Origin of the sequence: Natronocella acetinitrilica, assembly GCF_024170285.1 — a bacterium.
GTDB lineage: Bacteria > Pseudomonadota > Gammaproteobacteria > Nitrococcales > Aquisalimonadaceae > Natronocella > Natronocella acetinitrilica.
On record NZ_JALJXV010000006.1, the window covers coordinates 170798 to 188783 of the forward strand.

Genomic DNA, 17986 nt, shown 5'->3' on the forward strand with positions numbered 1-17986 from the left:
AAATGCAAACGCGATTCCACCGTGTCAACGGGTTTCTCGTTCCGAAGCTGGACTGGCTGGTGCCCGGTTGGCGGCATGCGTTCGCAACGGAGCACTATCGCGGCGGCGACGGCTATCGCGGGCCGCTTTACCTGCTGCTCACCAGTCATGACGCCGTGGTGCTGGTTCGCAACGGCCCGGAAGACGTGCCCGACGCCCTGGACATTGTCTGCCGCCTGCCCTTGCCCGCCGGCTTCGCCGTTGAAACCGCCGCCGGGGAACTCAACCCGGCCGGCACGGCGGAGCAGGCAGAAGCCCTGCGAACCCTGGCCGAACAGAACCCCGAGGGCAGTCCGGTCACGCTTGCTCCCGTCTGGCTTGCCGGTCGAATCGGCTTCTGCATCCACGACCGCGGTTGGCTGATCAGCCTGTTCCAGTTTTCCGAAGGCCGCTGTGTCGCGAGCATCTCCTCCACGGAAGCCCAACGCATCATTCCGCTTGCCGAGGAGTGATCAGAGGTTATTCTTGCCCGAATGGGAATTACTGTATATAAATACAGCACTATGAAAGGGCGTGGCACCGACTGGAATCCGAATAACCGCTTTCATCGCCAGCATATCGAGGCTGTGGCGGAAGAGGGGCTCGATGACTGCCCGCCCCGCAAGGCCGAGACAACGGTGCGCAAGGAAACGGCCCGTTCCATCATCACCCGCAACCAATCACCGGATGTGCCCTTCGAGCAGTCCATGAATCCTTATCGTGGCTGCGAGCATGGTTGCATCTACTGTTTTGCCCGCCCCAGCCATGCCTGGCTGGACCTGTCACCGGGGCTGGATTTCGAAACCCGACTGAGCGCCAAGACCAACGCCGCAGCGCTTCTGCGAAGTGCGTTATCCAAACCGGGCTACCAGTGTCGCCCTATCGTTCTTGGCACCAATACAGACCCCTATCAGCCCATCGACCGTGAGCACGGGATCACCCGCGAATTACTGGCCGTGCTGCTGGAAGCCAGACACCCGGTGCATATCATTACCAAGGGCGCGCATCTGCCCCGGGATCTGGAACTCATCGCCGAGTTGGCGTCCATGAACCTGGCTTCGGTGAGCATCAGCCTCACCACCCTGCGTCCTGCCCTGAAACGCAGCCTGGAACCGCGTGCGGCATCCCCCGGCCGACGGTTGGAGATCATGCGAATGCTGGCGTCCGCTGGCGTGACAGTCACCGCCCTGATTGCGCCGGTGATCCCGATCATCACCGATGCGGAACTGGAGGGCCTGGTTGGCGCTGCTGCAGAACACGGAGCGGCAAGTGCAGGCTATGTCCTGCTACGTCTACCCCATGAGGTTGCTGCACTGTTCCAGCGATGGTTACAGACCCACGCGCCCGGCGAAGAACGCAGAGTGATGAATCGGCTGCGGGAAGCCCATGGTGGCAGAGATTACGACGCACGTTTCGGCCATCGCATGCGCGGAAACAGCCACTGGACCAAGCTGCTTGAACAGCGTTTTCGACTCGCCTGTCGGCGACATGGCTTGAACGGGCGGGATATCCGTGGCCTGGACTGCAGTCAGTTTCGCAACCCGGGAGCGTCAAGCCCGCAACTCTCCCTGCTATAGCGCGCTCTCGAGTGCTGCCTGCTCTTCGTCGATTTCCCAACCACCGCCCAACGCCCGATAAAGAGTCGCTGTCGCGATGAGTCGATCCCGCGCCGCCGCGGTCCGTGACAGTTCCGCGTCAAACAGGGCTCTGCGGGCATCCAGCACTTCGAGGTACGGTGAAAATCCGCCTCCATAGCGCCGTTCCGCCAGGTTGACGACCTCAACCCGGGCGGCCACTTCCCGATCCCGCGCCTCCAGACGTTCATCCGCAGTGGTCAATAGGGTCCAGGCATCCCCCACTTCACGGATAGCATCCAGTATGGTGGCGCGATACTGAAGCTCGGCGATGTCATAGAGCGCCTCAGCGCCCTCGACAGCCGAACGACGTCGGCCAAAGTCCAGAATCGGCGCGGTCACCGTGCCCAGCAACTCCCACAAGGTCGCCGGCCCCGTGAAGAGATCGCCGGCGGCCGTGGCACCGGTGCCATAGATGGCCAGCAGATCGACCCGGGGCAACCATTGCGCCCGGGCAACGCCGATGTCCGCGTTCGCGGCGATCAGAAATGACTCCGCCGCCCTGATATCCGGTCGCCTTTCCAGCAGTTCTGCAGGCAACACACGGGGGAGTTCCGTAACGCTGTCGGGCAGGTCCGGTAAACCGAAGTCACCAAGCCCACCCAGCCCGCGGCCCACGGCCTCGCTGTCACCCACCAATATGGCCAACGCCCGCCTGCCCCGCTCGGCCTCGGCCCGCAGGCCAGGCAGTTCCGCACGACTGGTTTCAAGCTCTGCTTCCGCCTGCCGCATGGCAAGCTCGGTGGTGGCGCCCGAACGGAAGCGAGACTCTTCCAATTCCAGCGACTCCTCGCGGGAGGTAATCGTGCGCTCCGTGATTCGGATCTGCTCCACAACGGCACGGTAATCGAAATAACTGGCTACGAGGTCAGTAACCACCGCCAGGCGGACGGCATCGCGACTGAATGCCGTTGCCAGCAAGGCTGCGCGGGCGGACTCGGTATCGCGGGACAGCCGGCCCCACAGATCAAGCTCGTAGCTCAGGGCGCCGGCGACAACGAACTCCTGGTCGATTCCGCCACCGGTCAGGCCCGGATCATCGCGCTCGGCCTCGGCGAAAGCGCTGACAGTGGGAAACTGCTCGGCCCGTCGAAAGCCGAGGCTGGCCCGGGCCTCCGCCACCCGGGCGGCAGCCAGGCCGATATCCAGATTGTTCTCGAGGGCCCGCTCCACCAGCTCGCTCAGCACCGGATCGTCGTAGCGGGTCCACCACTGGCCAATGCTGGCCTCCTCATCCATGGGGCTGCGGACCTCTTCCGGCCAGTCCTGCGGCAGCAGGATGTCCGGACGCTCGTAATCCGGACCGACGGCGCAGGCAGTCATCACCGCCGCCGAGACTGACAACATCGCCGCTCTAAGCATTGTCGCCCCCGGCAGTTGCTGGCTCACGGCGGAACCAGCCTTGCAGGCGCTCCGTCCCCACGGTGATGAGGTAATAGAACATGGGCACGAACAGCACTGCCAGGAAGGTGGCGCTCAGCATGCCACCGATGATCCCGATACCGATGGCCTGTTGACTGTTGGCCCCGGCACCGCTTGCAAGCGCCAGGGGCACACTGCCGAGAATGAATGAGATGGCGGTCATCATGATCGGTCGCATACGCAGTCTCGCGGACTCCATTGCCGCATCCATGGGGCTCAGGCCTTCCTTGCGCTTGAGCATGGCGAATTCCACGATCAGGATGGCGTTCTTGGCGGCCAGGGAGATCAACACCAGCAGACCGATCTGGAAGTAGATATCGTTCTTCTGCCCGGTCAGCAGCAGTGCCAGCAAGGCGCCGAAAATCGCGAACGGGACGGCTGTGACCACGGCCAGGGGTAGACTCCACCGTTCGTACTGGGCCGCCAGAATCAGCAATACAAAGACCAGGCCCAGCACAAAGGCCAGCGCCGAGGCGCCACCCGCCTGCTGCTCCTGGTAGGCAGCGCCGGTCCAGCTCATCAGGTAGTCGTTGGAAAGCACCTCGGAGGCCACCTGCTCCATGGCCGCGATGGCCTGTCCGGTGCTGTAGCCCTCTGCCGGTTCACCGATGATCCGGGCGGCGGGGTAGACGTTGAAGCGCTCCACCATATCGGCGCCCTGGGTCCGTTCCACGCTGATCAACGTCGATAACGGGATCAGACTGCCGTTATCGGAGCGCACGAACACGCGATCCAGATCAGCCGGTCGCTCACGGAACTCCGGCTCCGACTGCATGTGCACCCGCAGGACCCGCCCCGCCATGTTGAAGTCATTGACGTACAGCGTGCCGAATGTGCTCTGCATGGCATCGAAAACGTTGCCGATGGGGACACCCATGGCCCAGGCCCGCTCGCGATCGACGTCAACCTCGAAACGCGGCACCTGCGTCGTCAGCAGGGTGCGTACGCCGGCGAGTTCCGGACGCTCCCTGGCAGCGGAGATAAACTCGTTGGTCTTGGCCAGCACGTCCTCCACGGAATCGCCATGTCTGCTCTGCAGATAGGCCTCGAACCCGCCCGTGGTGGAAATACCCGTGATCGGGGGTGGATTGAACACTGTCACGTTGGCATCGCCAATGCGTCGCCCATCCCGCTCCAGGCGCTGAACGATTGCGTCGCTGGATTGCCCCGCACCGCGCCGCTCCGACCAATGATCCAGCGTGATATAGGCCGCACCGGTATAACTCTTCATGCCGTCAGACAGCAGATCCAGACCGGAGAATGCCACGACATCAGCTATCTCGTCGTAGTCGCCGGCAACATCGCCCAGCCGATCCATGACCTCTTCCGTTCGCCGCAAAGATGACGCCGCAGGCAGCTCGACCGCCGCAAACACATATCCCTGGTCCTCGTCGGGCACGAAGCCACCGGGCACGATCCGGAACAGGCCGACGATAGCTCCAACCAGCACCACGAACAGAAGCACGCCGACGACGCTGTGATTGAGCAGCAGCCGGACACCGCCGACATAGACATCCGTGAACTTGTCGAAGGCCTTGTTGAACCAGCGAAACGGCCAGGCTGGGCGACGGCGCTCCGCCGACAGCAGGCGGGCGCACATGGCTGGACTCAGGGTAAGGGCAACCAACCCGGAAATCGCTACCGACACCGCAATGGTGATGGCGAACTGCTGATACATCTGGCCGCTGAAGCCACCGATGAATGCGACGGGAACGAACACCGCCACGGTCACCAGCGTCATGGCGATAACCGGTGCAGCGACTTCGTCCATGGTCTTGATCGCGGCATCACGAGGCGGGAGGCCCTCATCCCGCATGATGCGCTCGGTGTTCTCCAGCACGATGATCGCATTGTCCACCACAATGCCGATGGCGAGCACCAGTCCGAACAGGGTCAGCATGTTCACGGAAAAGCCGAAAAGATACATGCCCGCCAGTGTGCCGATCAGCGACACGGGAACTGCGATCGCCGGGATCAGGGTCCCGCGGATAGTCTGCAGAAACAGATAGACCACACCGACCACGAGGATCAGCGCCTGGATGAGGGTGAGCAGCACACGGCTCAGCGCGGCGTCGATGAACGTCGTGGTATCGAACGGGACTGCATACTCTAGGCTGTCGGGAAATTCTGGTTCGAGCTCTTCGAGAATCTGACGCACCCCGCGGGCCGTCTCAAGCGCATTCGCCCCCGGGAGCAGGTAGAGCCCTACTGGTACCGTCTCGCTGCCATTGTGCTTGCCGCGAAAGGAATAGGAATGGGCGCCCAGTTCGACCCTGGCCACATCACTCAGGCGCAGCGCGGAGCCATCTTCGGTGCTGCGCAGGATGATGTTCTCGAACTCCTGCACCTCGGAGAGCCGTCCCGGCGTGGTGACCGAATAGGTGAACTCCAGCTCCGCCCGACTCGGTTCTGCACCGAAGGTCCCCGCCGCGTACTGGGTATTCTGGTCCCGAATCGCATCGCGAATATCACCCGCAGTGATGTCGTATTCCGCCATCTGGTCCGGACGCAGCCAGATGCGCATGGAGTAGATCTGGGCTCCAAAAAACGTCTGGTCGCCAATACCCGGGGCACGACGCAGTTCGGTGTAGACGTTGCGCCAGACGTAGTCGCTGATGAAGCGGGCGTCCAGACTGCCGTCCGAGGATGAAAAGGTGACCATCTGCAGCATGGCCGGGGAACGTTTTTCGATCTCGATGCCGGCGTTGGCGACGGTCTCCGGCAGGCGGCCCATGGCGCCCTGGATCTCGTTACTCACATTGATGGCAGCGAGGTCCGGATCGGTGCCAACCTCGAAGGTGATGACCAGTTCCATGCTGCCGTCATCGCTGGAGATGGAGCGCATGTAGACCATGCCGTCGACGCCGTCGATGGTGGCCTCAAGTGGCGCAGCCACGGTGTCCGCGACGTTCTCGGCGCTGGCGCCGGAATAGCTCGCCGTGACCACGACCTGGGGCGGGAGAATATCGGGGTACTGGGTGACCGGCAGCATGCGACCAGCCGCCATCCCGGCGAGCACGACCAATATGGAGATAACCGAGGCGAAAACCGGGCGGTCGATAAAGTACCGCAGCATCAGTCGTCTTCCTCGGACTGGCCTTCCTCGGACTGGTCCTCCCCGTTGCGACCCTCTGGATAGACGTCAACATCGGCAGGGGGCAGTACGCCAAGCACCTGGGGACTCTCGATAGCGTCGCGTTCTTCCTCCTGGGGAATCACGGCCACGCCCTCTTCCAGGGCCGCCACTCCGGAGATCACGATCCGGTCCCCGTCCGAGACGCCCTGGGACAACAACACCTCATCACCCAGGTCATGTCCGAGCAGCACGCGCCTGCCCTGGGGCCTGTCATCCTCGTCCAGGACATACACCAGCGGCCCGGAGGCTCCCTCGACTACGGCCCGATGGGGCACGCGAATCCCCCAGCCAAGATGCAGCCCTGACAGCGTGATGCGAACGAACTGCCCGGGCATGAGGACGCGATTCGGGTTGGGAAATACGGCGCGAACCTGGACTGTGCCCGTGGCCGGGTCAACGGCAGCATCGGTAAAGTCGATATCGCCCAGCTCCGGGTATTCATCACCGTTGGGCAGCGTCAGAGCGACCCGAAAGCTGGCCCGGGACCGAATCTGCGAACCGAACTGGCTCATATGCGATTCCGGCAGTGAAAACCGCACGTGCATGGGCTCCAGCTGGGTCAGAGTGGTCAACAGGGTGCCGGCATCGATAAGACTGCCTTCCGGGTACTCCTCCAGGCCCGCCACGCCGTCAACGGGCGCTTCCACCGTGGTGTACTCGAGATCGATAAGGGTGTCCGCCAGATCGGCTTCTGCAAGCGCAAGACCCGCCTGCGCCAGCTCCAGCACCGACAGCGCTTCGTCACGCTCACGACCGCTGATGGCGTCGTCGTCGAACAACTCGGAGACCCGCTCCCACTCCCGCTCCGCCTGGCGAACCTCGGCTGCGGCCCGCTCGACTTCAGCCTCAGCCCGTTGAGCGCGCACTTCATAACGCGTGGCGTCAATCTGGAACAGGGCGTTACCGGCCTGGACAAGCGCGCCTTCGGTATAGGCACGACTGTGCAGAATGCCGCCCACCCGGGCACGCAATTCGACCTGTCGAGAGCCCCGGGTGCGGCCGGTGTAGGTACGGGAGACCAGAACGGGTTCATGCTCGGCCACCCGAACCGTCACTTCGGCGGCCACATCCTCCTCCGGGTCACCCTCATCGGATTCCGCGGTGCAACCAACCAGCACAAGAGGCATCACAAGCAGGAGAAGCCAGCACCTCCGTGGCGCTGCCCCGCCGAACATCGTCAACCGCATTCCGATACCTCACCGTGTCTCATACGACCGGTACCGACACGGGACCGGGTGGAGTTTACATACAGGCATGAATGTATGATTTTACAGCTCGCTTGCATAGCCTGTCGCCACCTAACAACATAGGCGATCCATCGGTCAATGTGGCTGCTGATCCGTCATGGCGAGACGAACCCGGGAAGACGCACAAAAAACCCGCGCCGCCATCCTGGACGCAGCGGAGTGCATCTTCCTGGAACGAGGCGTGGCCCGAACCTCCCTGGAGCAGATCGCGCAGCGAGCCGGCGTGACCCGGGGCGCCATCTACTGGCACTTCCGGGACAAGGGTGATGTCTTCGAAGCCATGCTTGCCCGCGTGCAGACCCCCCTGGCCGACATCACGGCTGCGCTGCACATCGGTGTGGACAAGGACAGCCTACGCGATGGTCTGATCCGACTTGCGGTGGATGCGCTTGACCGACTGGCACACAGTGAACAGCACCGGCGTGTCTATACCATCCTCTTCCATCGCAGCGAGGCGGCCGACGAGACGGCGCAGGTCTCCGCCAGCCGCACCCTGCGCAATCGTGAAGTGCAGACAATTCTGGAAACCTATTTCGAAGCTGCCCAGCAGCGCGGCGAACTGCGTCCCGGTCTGACGCCGCAGCAAGCTGTCTGGGCCTTTCGCTCACTGATGCTGGGGATATACTCGGACTGGTTACGGGATCCGAGCCAGTTCCATCTGGAGCAGGACGGCATTCCCGTCGCACGAGCCCTGATTGGCGGCCTGCTGCGCTCGGAAGACGATGCAATGGGCGCACCGCGACCGTTGGAAACCAACAATGAGTGAGCAGCGCTGGTATCTGGGGACAACCGGGTTCAGTTTCCCGGACTGGGGACGGAGCTTCTATCCCGGCAGCCTGGGGGCAGCCGCGCGACTTGGCTGGTACGCACGGCAGTTCAACGCCCTGGAACTGGACACCACCTTCCATGCCATTCCTCCCAGGGAGCGGGCAAGCGCCTGGGCCGCCGCAGTGCCCCAGGGTTTTCGCTTTGCCGCCAAGGCGCCAAAAACCCTGACCCACGGTGAACTCAAACTGGACGGCCCGGTGGCCAAGCGCACGGTTCCCCGACTGCTGAAGGCACTGGAACCGCTGGGCCCGAAGCTCGCGGTCGTCCTTCTGCAATTTCCGCCGTCGTTCCGGTTCCGCCGGTTCGCGGAACTGGAAAGCCTGCTCGGCGGCCTGCCGACAGGACACTGTCGCTATGCGGTGGAGTTGCGGCACGCTGACTGGTGGCATCGCCAGACAGCCGAGCTGTTCCAGGAACTGGGCATTGCCTGGGTCACGGCAGACGAGGCTGACCGTTCCGTCGCCGGGCTACCGCCCCACCGCGTTCCCCAGGGCTGCTACCAGCCGAGGTCAGCGCCGCGCACGGCCGATTTTCTGTACCTGCGCTGGCTCGGCCAACACGAGCAGTTCCCGGACCTGGGACGCGAGCACCTGGATCCGCAGCCACGACTCCAGTGGTGGTACCGGCAACTAAGCACGACGCTGGCGGCGCAATCAGCGCCGGGTGGCGTCTTCGGATTCTTCAACAACGGCTTTGCCGGCCATGCACCGGCAAGTTGCCGCCGTTTCATGGCGATGGTGCGCGGCGAGGAAACCGCAAGAGAGGCACCGGTTCGGCAACCAGGCCTGTTCGACAGATCGTAGGTGTCGAATCGCTGCCGCAGGCTGTGACTGATTCACGCTGGATGTTACATTTCAGTCCGATACTGGACTGATTAACAATGGACTGAAAATTCATGAACAAACCAACCGATCAGCGTGACCCGTACATGAAACTCCTGCGTGAACTCGTCGAGTCATATCAGGCATTCGAGGGCTATGCGATCCCCCATATCAAGGCGCAGGGGCTGACCCCCGCACAGTTCGATGTGATCGCAACCCTGGGCAACACCGATGGCATGACCTTCAAGGAACTCGGCGAACGCACCCTGCTCTACAAGACCACCCTGACCAGTGTGGTTGATCGACTGGAGGCCCGGGGCTGGGTCGAGCGGGTTCCGTCACGCCAGGATCGGCGCAGCACCATTGCGCGACTGACCGACGAGGGGGCTGCACTGTTTCAGCGGGTTTTCCCAGCCCACAGGGATTTTCTCAAGGAACGCTTCGAGCAATTGACGGCAGAGGAAATCGAGACGGGTATCGCCTTTCTAGGCCGCCTTCGCCAGGTCTTCCGCGACAACCCTTGATCCCGATACCGGAGGCACCGGGCAGCATCCGCAACGTCGAACCACACGCCGCACACTAATCATCGGCGAGAACGGCGATCAGGTCGTGGTCATCCGACTCGACGATGCGGGCCTTCACAAAGTCACCGGGACGCACACCGCCGACCCCCGGCAGATGGACCTGACCATCAATTTCAGGGGCATCGGCGAAACTCCGTCCGATACTTCCGTCTTCGTGGACTTCGTCAATCAGCACGTCGAGATCACGTCCGCGCAGCCTCGCCAGCCGCTCGCTGCTGATTTCCGCCTGCACCTCCATCAAGCGGCGCTTCCGGTCTTCGGCAACATCGGGATCCACCCAGCCAGGCAAAGCGTTCGCCCTGGCCCCTTCCACCGGCGAATAGACGAAGCAGCCGACACGATCGATTTGCGCCTGACGGAGAAAATCCAGCAGTTCTTCAAAAGCGGCCTCGGTTTCACCGGGAAAGCCGACGATGAAGCTCGAGCGAACGGCCAGATCCGGACAGGTCTCCCGCCAGCGCTGCAGCCGCTCCAGCACCGCTTCGCCACCGGCCGGCCGACGCATGGCCCGCAGGACATCCGCGTTGGCGTGCTGCAGGGGCATGTCCAGGTATGGGAGCACCTTGCCTTCTGCCATCAGGGGGATGACATCGTCGACATGCGGGTAGGGATAGACATAGTGCAAACGCACCCAGACGCCAAGCTCGCCCAGAGCCTGGCAAAGATCCGTCATTTGCGCGCGATACTCCCGGCCGCGGATCGTGCCCGTCTCGTAACGGGTGTCGACGCCATAGGCGGACGTGTCCTGGGACACCACCAGAAGCTCCCGCACACCATCCCGGACCAGGCGTTCGGCCTCGGCCACAACCTGTTCCACCGGCCTGCTGACCAGCTTGCCGCGTAGTTGCGGGATAATGCAGAAGCTGCACTTGTGATTACAGCCCTCGGAGATCTTCAGATAGGCGTAATGGCGGGGTGTCAGTTTGACGCCGCTGGCCGGCAGCAAATCGAGATAGGGACTGCGCGGTGGCGGCGGCAGCTGCCGGTGCACCGCCGACATCACCGCCTCGTAATCGTGGGGGCCGGTGATGGACAGTACATCCGGAAAGCGCTCCCGGATCAGTCCCTCTTTGGTTCCCAGGCACCCGGTCACCACCACCTTGCCGTTCTCGGTCAGGGCCTCACCGATGGCATCCAGCGATTCCTCCTGGGCGGACTCGATGAACGCGCAGGTATTCACCACCACCAGATCGGCCTGATCGTATCCACCCACCACCTCGTAGCCCTCAACCCGCAGCTGGGTGAGGATGCGCTCCGAGTCCACCAGGGCCTTGGGGCAGCCCAGACTGACAAAACCGATACGGGGGTTCGGGGCGGAAACACCCTCTGTCACTACAGACATGGACCATCGACCTCTTGCGGCGAGCGTGTATGCTACTGGCCGCCGAGTTCTCACGCAAACGCCCGGCGCAGGGGGAAATTCCGGATGCGGCACGTGGATGTCATCATCGTCGGACAGGGCCTGGCGGGTAGCCTGCTCTACCATGCGCTTACCCGACTGGGGCAGCGCGTCGTGGTGGTTGATGCCGGCCTGGATCAAGCCGCGAGCATGGCGGCGGCGGGAGCGATGAACCCCTGTGCAAGCCCACGGTACACGGCGCCGACTCCCCTGAATACCTGGCTCGGGGCAGCAAGAAGTACCTGGCTCGGTCTATCGGAGAGCATGGGGCTGCGGCTTTATCGGCGGCAGCGGCTGATCCGCCTTTTCCGCCAGGCAAATGAGGCGGAACGGGTCGAACAGCGTAGAGCCGATCCGGCCGTTGCCGCCGTGCTGAGCGAACCCAGGCCTGACAGCCCGACGGGGCTCGCCGCCGCACCGGGACACGTGGAAATCGACGCTGGCCAGGTTGACCTGCCGGCATACATCCAGCAGACCCGGCAAGACTTGCATCAGCGCGGCAACTTGCTGGAGGCCACATTCGATACCGCTGATCTCAAGACAGTGCCGGACGGCATGTGCTGGGGGTCAACCCGGGCCCGCGCAGTTGTGCTGTGCCAGGGTGCCGCCGCCCGGCGCCTGCCCGGCCTCGACGCCCTCCCCTGGCGTATTTCCCGGGGTGTGGCGCTCACTCTGGAAGGACAAGACGGCTGGCCATCCTATGCGGTCAATCGCGGCAAGAGCCTGATTCCGCTGACCGACGGACGCTACTGGCTCGGCGCCACCTATGACCGTTGCCTGGATGACCTTGAACCCAGCGCCGCCAACCAACGCGAGTTGCTCCGTGCCCTGGATCGACTGCTGGCTTCGCCGGGTGAGCCCGAGGTAGTCGATCAGCGGGCGGGCATCCGTGCCGGCAGCCACACCGGGTTTCCCTTCTGCGCCCGCCTGCCCGGCGACAGGGCTCTCTACCTGTTCAGTGGTCTGGGGTCACGGGGCACCTTGCTCGGACCCCACTGCGCAAATACCCTCGCCCGGCATCTGAGCCACGGCGAGAGCCTACCCGACGCCTGGAACCCGTGGATCTCATGATGGGCCAGCGCGTTTCACTGACCAGATTGGCCCATGAGGCCATCACACCGGCCCTTCGCGAGGGCGGGAAAGCCGTGGATGCGACGGTAGGCAACGGTCATGACCTGGCGTTTTTGGCCGCAGGGGTGGGAGCCGCTGGCAAGGTCTGGGGTTTCGACGTCCAGGAGCAGGCCCTGACCGAAGCGCGGCATCGCTTGCCCCGCGAACTTGCGAGCCGGGTCACGCTGCTGCATGCCGGCCATGAGCAGCTTGGCGCACACGTTGACGGACCGCTGGATGCGGTGATGTTCAACCTGGGCTATCTGCCCGGCGGCGACCATGCTGTCACCACCAGCGCAGGGACGACTATGGTCGCCCTGGAGGCCGCCACCAGCCGTTTGCGCAGCGGTGGCCGGATGACAGTGCTCGCGTACACGGGACATCCAGGGGGAGACGCGGAATCCACGGCTGTGGAGGCGTGGTGCAAGCGCTTGTCGGCCAATTATCGATGGCAGCTGCTGAACCCGACGCCGCCTACGGAGAGCACGCCGAGGCTTTATCTGGTCGAACGGGTTTGAGAATCGTTGTCGTGGTGCGTTACGCGCTGCGCGCTAACACACCCTACGTGTACCCATGCACATTGCACAAACGGGGTGCAGGTGCGCCGCTCAGAGACCGTCAGCGACAGGGATGTCGTTGTCGAGCCCCCAGGGATGGGTTCACGGCGTGTCTCCGAGCGGCGCACCCGTATACCGTTCCCCGATCAGTCCCGAGCAACAGCCACCCGAAGCTGTCGAACCCATCAGACTGATGGAACTCACCACGGAATATCAGCCCCATCCCAGGCAATAAAGCGACCGGTGTCCCTGCCCTCCAGCTCGGCGATGATCTCGAGCAACTGGCGGGCGGTTCGCTCTACACTGAACAGCTTGTCGCTGGGAACACGTTTCTGGAAAGGCGCGGACAGCTCGGTGTCAGTGGTGCCGGGATGCAGGGCGACTACGGCAAGAGCCTTCGACTTCCGGCCGAGTTCAACGGACAGCCCCCGCGTGAACATGTTCTGGGCCGCCTTTGCGGCGCGATAGGCGTACCAGCCTCCAAGACGGTTATCGGTGATGCTGCCAACCCGCGCCGACATGTTGGCCAGCACCGCTGGCGCACCGTGCAGCATCAAGGGCGAGAACGCCTGTGCCACCAGCATCGGCCCCATGGCATTGACGCGGAAACTCTGCTCCAGGTTGTTTGCCCGGACATCAGCCAGCTGTTTTTCCGGGGACAACCCCTGGTTGTCGTGCAGTATGCCCGTCACGTTATAGAGTAGATGCAGGCGCTCGATGCGTTGCGCGACCGCATCTGCCGCCTGGGCGATGGCATCCGGGTCACTGACATCCATGGACACCAGCACAAGCCGCTCGCCATGCTGGTCTGCCAGGGCCTGCAAGCCAGCGCTTGCTTGCGGATCTCTACTGGTGGCGATTACCAGCCCCGTCTGCGGCGCATTGAGGAGTTGGCGCACGGTCTCGAGACCAATGCCCCGGCTGGCACCCTGGATCAGGGCCGTGAACTGGTCTGGAAAATGTCGGAACATGGGCTGACTCCCGGTGGCAATGAGACACTGCACTCAGTCCCGATCCTTCCACCGGGAGTTCCCTTTGACTCAATAGCCCCGTTCGAAATCGATCTCGTAGAGCAGCGGCTTGCCGCCCTGGAACCGTTGCCAGTTGTCGGCGAAGATTCCTGCGATGTCCTCGGGGAAGCTCTCCGCCGCCACGTGGGGCGTAATCACCACGTTGGACAGCTTCCACAGCGAGCTGCTGCCCGGCAGTGGCTCTTCCTCGAACACGTCCAGAATGGCTCCGCCGATGCGGCGCTGCTCCAGGGCTTCAGCCAGCGCCGCCTCATTGACCAGCGCACCGCGCCCGACATTGATCAGCCAGGCCGACGGTTTCATCGCGCTGAGCGTCGTGGCATTGATCACGTGTTCTGTTTCGGCTGTTGCGGGCATCACCAACACCAGGTAGTCGACGGCTGCCGCAAACTCCGCGAAGTCGGCCCCAGCATAGACGGCGTCAACACCTTCGACCTCGCCCGGTGAGCGCTTGTAACCAAGCACCCGCATACCGAAGTGTCGCGCCGTGGCAGCAATGTCCCGGCCGATGGAGCCAAGCCCGGCGATACCCATGGTCCGGCCCCGCAGCCCGCTGTAAGGGAAAGGCTCCCACCGGGCGGCCGCCTGAGCACGATCCATGCGACGGAAGTCACGCTCCACCGCGATGATCTGGCCAAGCACATATTCGCTCATCAGCGGCCCGAAAACCCCCTTCACACCGGTCAGGCGGTAGTCGCGACGCAGTGCCGGATCGAGCAGCGCATCGACACCGGCGAAGGTGGACTGCACCCACTCCAGTGCCGGCATGCGGTCAATCACCTTGCAGAGCAAGGCCGGCTTGCCCAGCGCCACCGGTGCGGCCAGGGCCTGATCGTCGAGTTCATCCAAGGACTCCGCCACATGCAGGGTCACGTCATTGAGACCGCGTTCCTCCAGCGCCTCGGCATAGCGCGCCGCCTCGTCTGTCAGTAGAAGTATGTCTCGTGTCATGCCTGGGCCGCGCCCCCTTTGGTCTGCTCGACTGATGGCGTCACTCTAGCATTGCCGGCGAACGTGAACAGGGGCACCCCTAGCGGGTATCATGCTTGGCATCAAGACCATGGCACCCATGAGGTGCCCGGACCAGGGAGCTCGCATGAGCAACGATTTCGACGAACAGGCACTGCGCTACCACCGAGAGCCCACTCCCGGAAAGCTTGCAATCACGGCGACCAAACCGCTGGCCAACCAGCGAGACCTGTCCCTTGCCTACTCACCGGGTGTCGCGGCAGCCTGCCGTGCCATCGTCGACGATCCGGCGACCGCGGCGGACTACACGGCTCGCGGCAACCTCGTTGCCGTGATCAGCAACGGCACGGCAGTCCTCGGCCTCGGGAACATCGGCCCCCTCGCCTCCAAACCGGTGATGGAAGGCAAGGCGGTGCTGTTCAAGAAGTTCGCGAACATCGACGTTTTCGACCTGGAAGTGAGCGAGAACGACCCGGAAGAGTTCATCAAGACTGTTGCCCGGCTGGAACCCACCTTCGGCGGCATCAATCTCGAGGATATCAAGGCACCCGAGTGCTTCGTCATCGAGCGGGAATTGCGCAAGCGCATGAACATCCCGGTTTTCCACGATGATCAGCATGGAACGGCGATTATCGTCTGCGCGGCAGTGTTGAATGGCTTGCGTATCGTCAACAAGGAACTGGCCGATGTCCGGGTGGTTTGCTCCGGTGCCGGCGCAGCCGCCCTGGCCTGTCTGGATCTACTGGTCAAGCTCGGTATCAAGCGCGAGCACATCACCATCTGCGACATCGATGGCGTGGTCTACCAGGGCCGCGAAGCAAGCATGGACGAGTGGAAAGCCATCTACGCCCAGGATACGGAGGCCCGAACCCTTGGCGATGTCATTGGCGAGGCCGACATCTTCATGGGCCTGTCCGCACCCAACGTCCTGAAGCCGGAGATGGTCAAGCGTATGGCGAAGGATCCGCTGATTCTCGCCCTTGCCAATCCGGTGCCCGAGATTCAACCGGAGCTCGCCCGGGAAGTCCGGCCCGATGCACTCATCGCCACCGGTCGATCCGACTATCCCAACCAGGTCAATAATGTCCTGTGTTTTCCCTATATCTTCCGCGGTGCACTGGATGTGGGCGCTACCGGGATCAACGACGAAATGAAGCTGGCAGCGGTGAAGGCTATCGCCGACCTGGCCATGGACGAGCCATCGGAACTGGTGGCCAAAGCCTACGGTGGCAATGCTGCCCGCTTCGGGCCGGATTACCTGATCCCCAGCCCGTTCGATCCACGCCTGCTGGTGCGGATCGCACCAGCGGTGGCAAAAGCCGCCATGGAGAGCGGCGTCGCAACCCGGCCCATGGAAGACTTCCAGCTGTATCGCCAGGGGCTGCTGCAATTCGTCTACAAGTCCGGTCTGCTGATGAAGCCGCTGTTTGAGCGGGCCCGGCAATCTCCGAAACGCCTGGCCTATGCCGAGGGGGAGGACCGACGCGTGCTGCAGGCGGCACAGCAAGCCGCCGACGAAGGCCTGGCCCACCCGATTCTGGTCGGTCGCCCGGCGGTCATCGAGGCCAGGCTCGGGGAACTCGGCCTGCGGCTGCGCGACGGCCAGGACATGACCATTGTCGATGTCGACAACGACCCCCGCTTCCGGGATTACTGGACCGAATACCAGCAGATCATGGGGCGCAAGGGGGTATCGCCGGAAGACGCCAAGGCGCTGGTTCGCACCAACACCACGGCGATCGCATCGCTGATGGTACGCAAGGGTGACGCGGACTGCATGATCTGCGGTTCGGTGGGCAAGTTCCACCACCATTTGCGGCAGGTGGAGGAGCTGATCGGCACCGCCGATGACGTGCAGTCGCTCTCTACCATCACGACGCTGATCCTGCCCGCCGGCACGTTCTTCCTGTGCGATACCCATGCCACGCCTGATCCCACGGCCGATGAACTCGTGGAAATGACCGTCATGGCAGCGCGGCAGGTTCAGGCCTTCGGCCTGCAGCCCAAGGTAGCCCTGGTGAATCGATCGAATTTCGGCACCCACGACACCGAGTCCGCCCGCGCCATGCGTCGCGCCGTGGAGGAGTTGCACCGGGATCATCCGGATCTCGAAGTCGACGGCGAAATGCATGCCGACGTGGCGCTATCCCAGGATCTGCGGGAGACAGCTCTGCCGGGGTCCCGCCTGACAGGTGCCGCAAACCTGTTCATCATGCCCAATGTCGACGCCGCCCATATTGCCTACAACCTGCTGAAGGCGCTGGGCGGCGGTGTCTCCATCGGCCCCATTCTCGTGGGTGCCCGGCTGCCGGTGCACGTGGTCACCGAGTCGGTAACGGTGCGAGGGCTGGTGAACATGACAGCGCTGACCGTGGCGCAGGCCGAGGGTATCGCCACGGCCAGCGCAGCGGACCAATGAGCCCTGACTCATCGGAACAGACTGCGTACCCCGTCGCGAACGTTGTCACGAATCTCGCGGCGGGTTTCCCCGGCGGCATCGTCCCGGGCATCTTCTCCCGTCCCCTGGACCTGACGGCCGAACCAGCCGGGCTCGCGCTGCTCATCGGCGCCGCCATCATCGGAGGATGCAGCACCTCGCCCCGGCCCGGACATCATCTGCACATTGGGCGGCAACTGGAAGTTCCGGTCGGCGATGCGGCTGTCGTCCAGGCTTACCAGCACCAGATCGTTGTTTACCCGCAGCATGCCCTGTCGATCAAGATCAATACCATCCACGTCACCAAAAGCGGTCTCAAGCTCCCCGGTGGCGGAGAAGTGCTGCATCAGGGACACAAAGCCTTGTCCCAGCTCCCGGGCCCGCGGATCTGTGCTGAAAACGGCGTCTCCAGCCGGCTGCCAGTCGTCAGCCCAGCTGTCACCACGCTCCATGCGATAGACTTCGCCGCGAATTCCGGCAACGGTTTCACGGTCGCCGGTGGCGCGAAAGCGCACTTCCTCGGGCGAGCCGCCGGCTGCGGGAATCTCGCTCACCGGCATGGCCATCCAGCCGTCATTGCCCCTTCCGAGCATGAAGGCCTCGCCGCGGGAAACGACGAGAAAGCTGCCATCCGGCGTCCGGAAACGCAGATTGTCTGCGTCCCGAACTTCCAGCGTGACCTGACCATCCGGCGTATCGAATACGCCGGTTACGTCCGCCTGCGCCATACCCGCGGCAAGAAAAAGTGCGCCCCCCACGGTGGCAATCAAACCCTGTCTTGAGTCCATGTCCC

At 63.4% G+C, this 17986-nt stretch carries 15 protein-coding genes; 8 read left to right on the plus strand and 7 right to left on the minus strand.

The features are described from left to right. Positions 1-2 precede the first annotated feature (2 nt). The gene (locus tag J2T57_RS13330) at positions 3-491 is read left to right on the plus strand and encodes a hypothetical protein (RefSeq protein WP_253479089.1); all 489 of its coding nucleotides are present in this window, start codon (positions 3-5) and stop codon (positions 489-491) included. Positions 492-542: 51 nt separating this feature from the next. Beyond that, positions 543-1595: a PA0069 family radical SAM protein gene (locus J2T57_RS13335; protein WP_253479091.1), complete on the plus strand. Its 1053-nt coding sequence runs from the start codon at positions 543-545 to the stop codon at positions 1593-1595. Here J2T57_RS13335 and J2T57_RS13340 read toward each other — a convergent pair. The 3 genes from J2T57_RS13340 to J2T57_RS13350 are packed head-to-tail and all read right to left on the minus strand — an operon-like array spanning position 1590 to position 7337. Further along, a complete protein-coding gene (locus J2T57_RS13340) occupies positions 1590-2996 on the minus strand; it encodes an efflux transporter outer membrane subunit (RefSeq protein ID WP_436262708.1) in 1407 nt (468 codons plus the stop codon). The two genes, J2T57_RS13335 and J2T57_RS13340, sit on opposite strands and share 6 nt — an antisense overlap. A 10-nt stretch (positions 2997-3006) precedes the next feature. Next, positions 3007-6150 carry an efflux RND transporter permease subunit gene (locus J2T57_RS13345; protein WP_253479095.1) on the minus strand — a complete coding sequence of 1048 codons (3144 nt, stop codon included), beginning with the start codon at positions 6148-6150 and terminating at the stop codon, positions 3007-3009. After that, positions 6150-7337: an efflux RND transporter periplasmic adaptor subunit gene (locus J2T57_RS13350; RefSeq protein ID WP_253479097.1), complete on the minus strand. Its 1188-nt coding sequence runs from the start codon at positions 7335-7337 to the stop codon at positions 6150-6152. The genes J2T57_RS13345 and J2T57_RS13350 overlap by 1 nt, the downstream gene beginning before the upstream one ends. A gap of 217 nt (positions 7338-7554) precedes the next feature. Here J2T57_RS13350 and J2T57_RS13355 point away from each other — a divergent pair, with 217 nt between their 5' ends. The 3 genes from J2T57_RS13355 (at position 7555) to J2T57_RS13365 (ending at position 9630) form a co-directional block, all read left to right on the plus strand. Continuing rightward, positions 7555-8223, plus strand: a complete 669-nt coding sequence (locus tag J2T57_RS13355) for a TetR family transcriptional regulator (RefSeq protein ID WP_253479099.1) — start codon at positions 7555-7557, stop codon at positions 8221-8223. After that, positions 8216-9088: a DUF72 domain-containing protein gene (locus J2T57_RS13360; protein WP_253479101.1), complete on the plus strand. Its 873-nt coding sequence runs from the start codon at positions 8216-8218 to the stop codon at positions 9086-9088. Before J2T57_RS13355 ends, J2T57_RS13360 begins: the two co-directional genes overlap by 8 nt. A gap of 92 nt (positions 9089-9180) precedes the next feature. Further along, entirely contained in the window at positions 9181-9630 is a 450-nt protein-coding gene (locus tag J2T57_RS13365) for a MarR family winged helix-turn-helix transcriptional regulator (protein WP_253479103.1), read from the plus strand. A gap of 55 nt (positions 9631-9685) precedes the next feature. Here J2T57_RS13365 and rimO read toward each other — a convergent pair whose 3' ends face one another. Beyond that, complete coding sequence (rimO, locus tag J2T57_RS13370; RefSeq protein WP_253479105.1) at positions 9686-11032, minus strand: 30S ribosomal protein S12 methylthiotransferase RimO; 1347 nt, start codon at positions 11030-11032, stop codon at positions 9686-9688. Between the two features lie 84 nt (positions 11033-11116). Between rimO and J2T57_RS13375 the strand changes: the two genes are divergently transcribed. Both J2T57_RS13375 and mnmM read left to right on the plus strand, forming a co-directional pair. Next, positions 11117-12160 (plus strand): NAD(P)/FAD-dependent oxidoreductase, encoded by a 1044-nt coding sequence (locus J2T57_RS13375; RefSeq protein WP_253479107.1) that lies wholly within the window; start codon positions 11117-11119, stop codon positions 12158-12160. Beyond that, positions 12157-12717, plus strand: a complete 561-nt coding sequence (gene mnmM, locus J2T57_RS13380) for a tRNA 5-(aminomethyl)-2-thiouridylate-methyltransferase MnmM (RefSeq protein WP_253479109.1) — start codon at positions 12157-12159, stop codon at positions 12715-12717. Before J2T57_RS13375 ends, mnmM begins: the two co-directional genes overlap by 4 nt. Before the next feature lie 239 nt (positions 12718-12956). On the opposite strand, the gene J2T57_RS13385 is transcribed toward mnmM, so the two are convergent. After that, positions 12957-13727: an SDR family oxidoreductase gene (locus tag J2T57_RS13385; RefSeq protein WP_253479111.1), complete on the minus strand. Its 771-nt coding sequence runs from the start codon at positions 13725-13727 to the stop codon at positions 12957-12959. 69 nt (positions 13728-13796) lie between these two features. Continuing rightward, positions 13797-14738: a D-2-hydroxyacid dehydrogenase gene (locus J2T57_RS13390; RefSeq protein ID WP_253479113.1), complete on the minus strand. Its 942-nt coding sequence runs from the start codon at positions 14736-14738 to the stop codon at positions 13797-13799. A gap of 145 nt (positions 14739-14883) precedes the next feature. On the opposite strand from J2T57_RS13390, the gene J2T57_RS13395 reads away from it, so the two are divergent. After that, positions 14884-17175 carry an NADP-dependent malic enzyme gene (locus tag J2T57_RS13395; RefSeq protein WP_253479115.1) on the plus strand — a complete coding sequence of 764 codons (2292 nt, stop codon included), beginning with the start codon at positions 14884-14886 and terminating at the stop codon, positions 17173-17175. 8 nt (positions 17176-17183) lie between these two features. On the opposite strand, the gene J2T57_RS13400 is transcribed toward J2T57_RS13395, so the two are convergent. Then, positions 17184-17981 (minus strand): hypothetical protein, encoded by a 798-nt coding sequence (locus J2T57_RS13400; RefSeq protein ID WP_253479117.1) that lies wholly within the window; start codon positions 17979-17981, stop codon positions 17184-17186. Between the last annotated feature and the right edge of the window lie 5 nt (positions 17982-17986).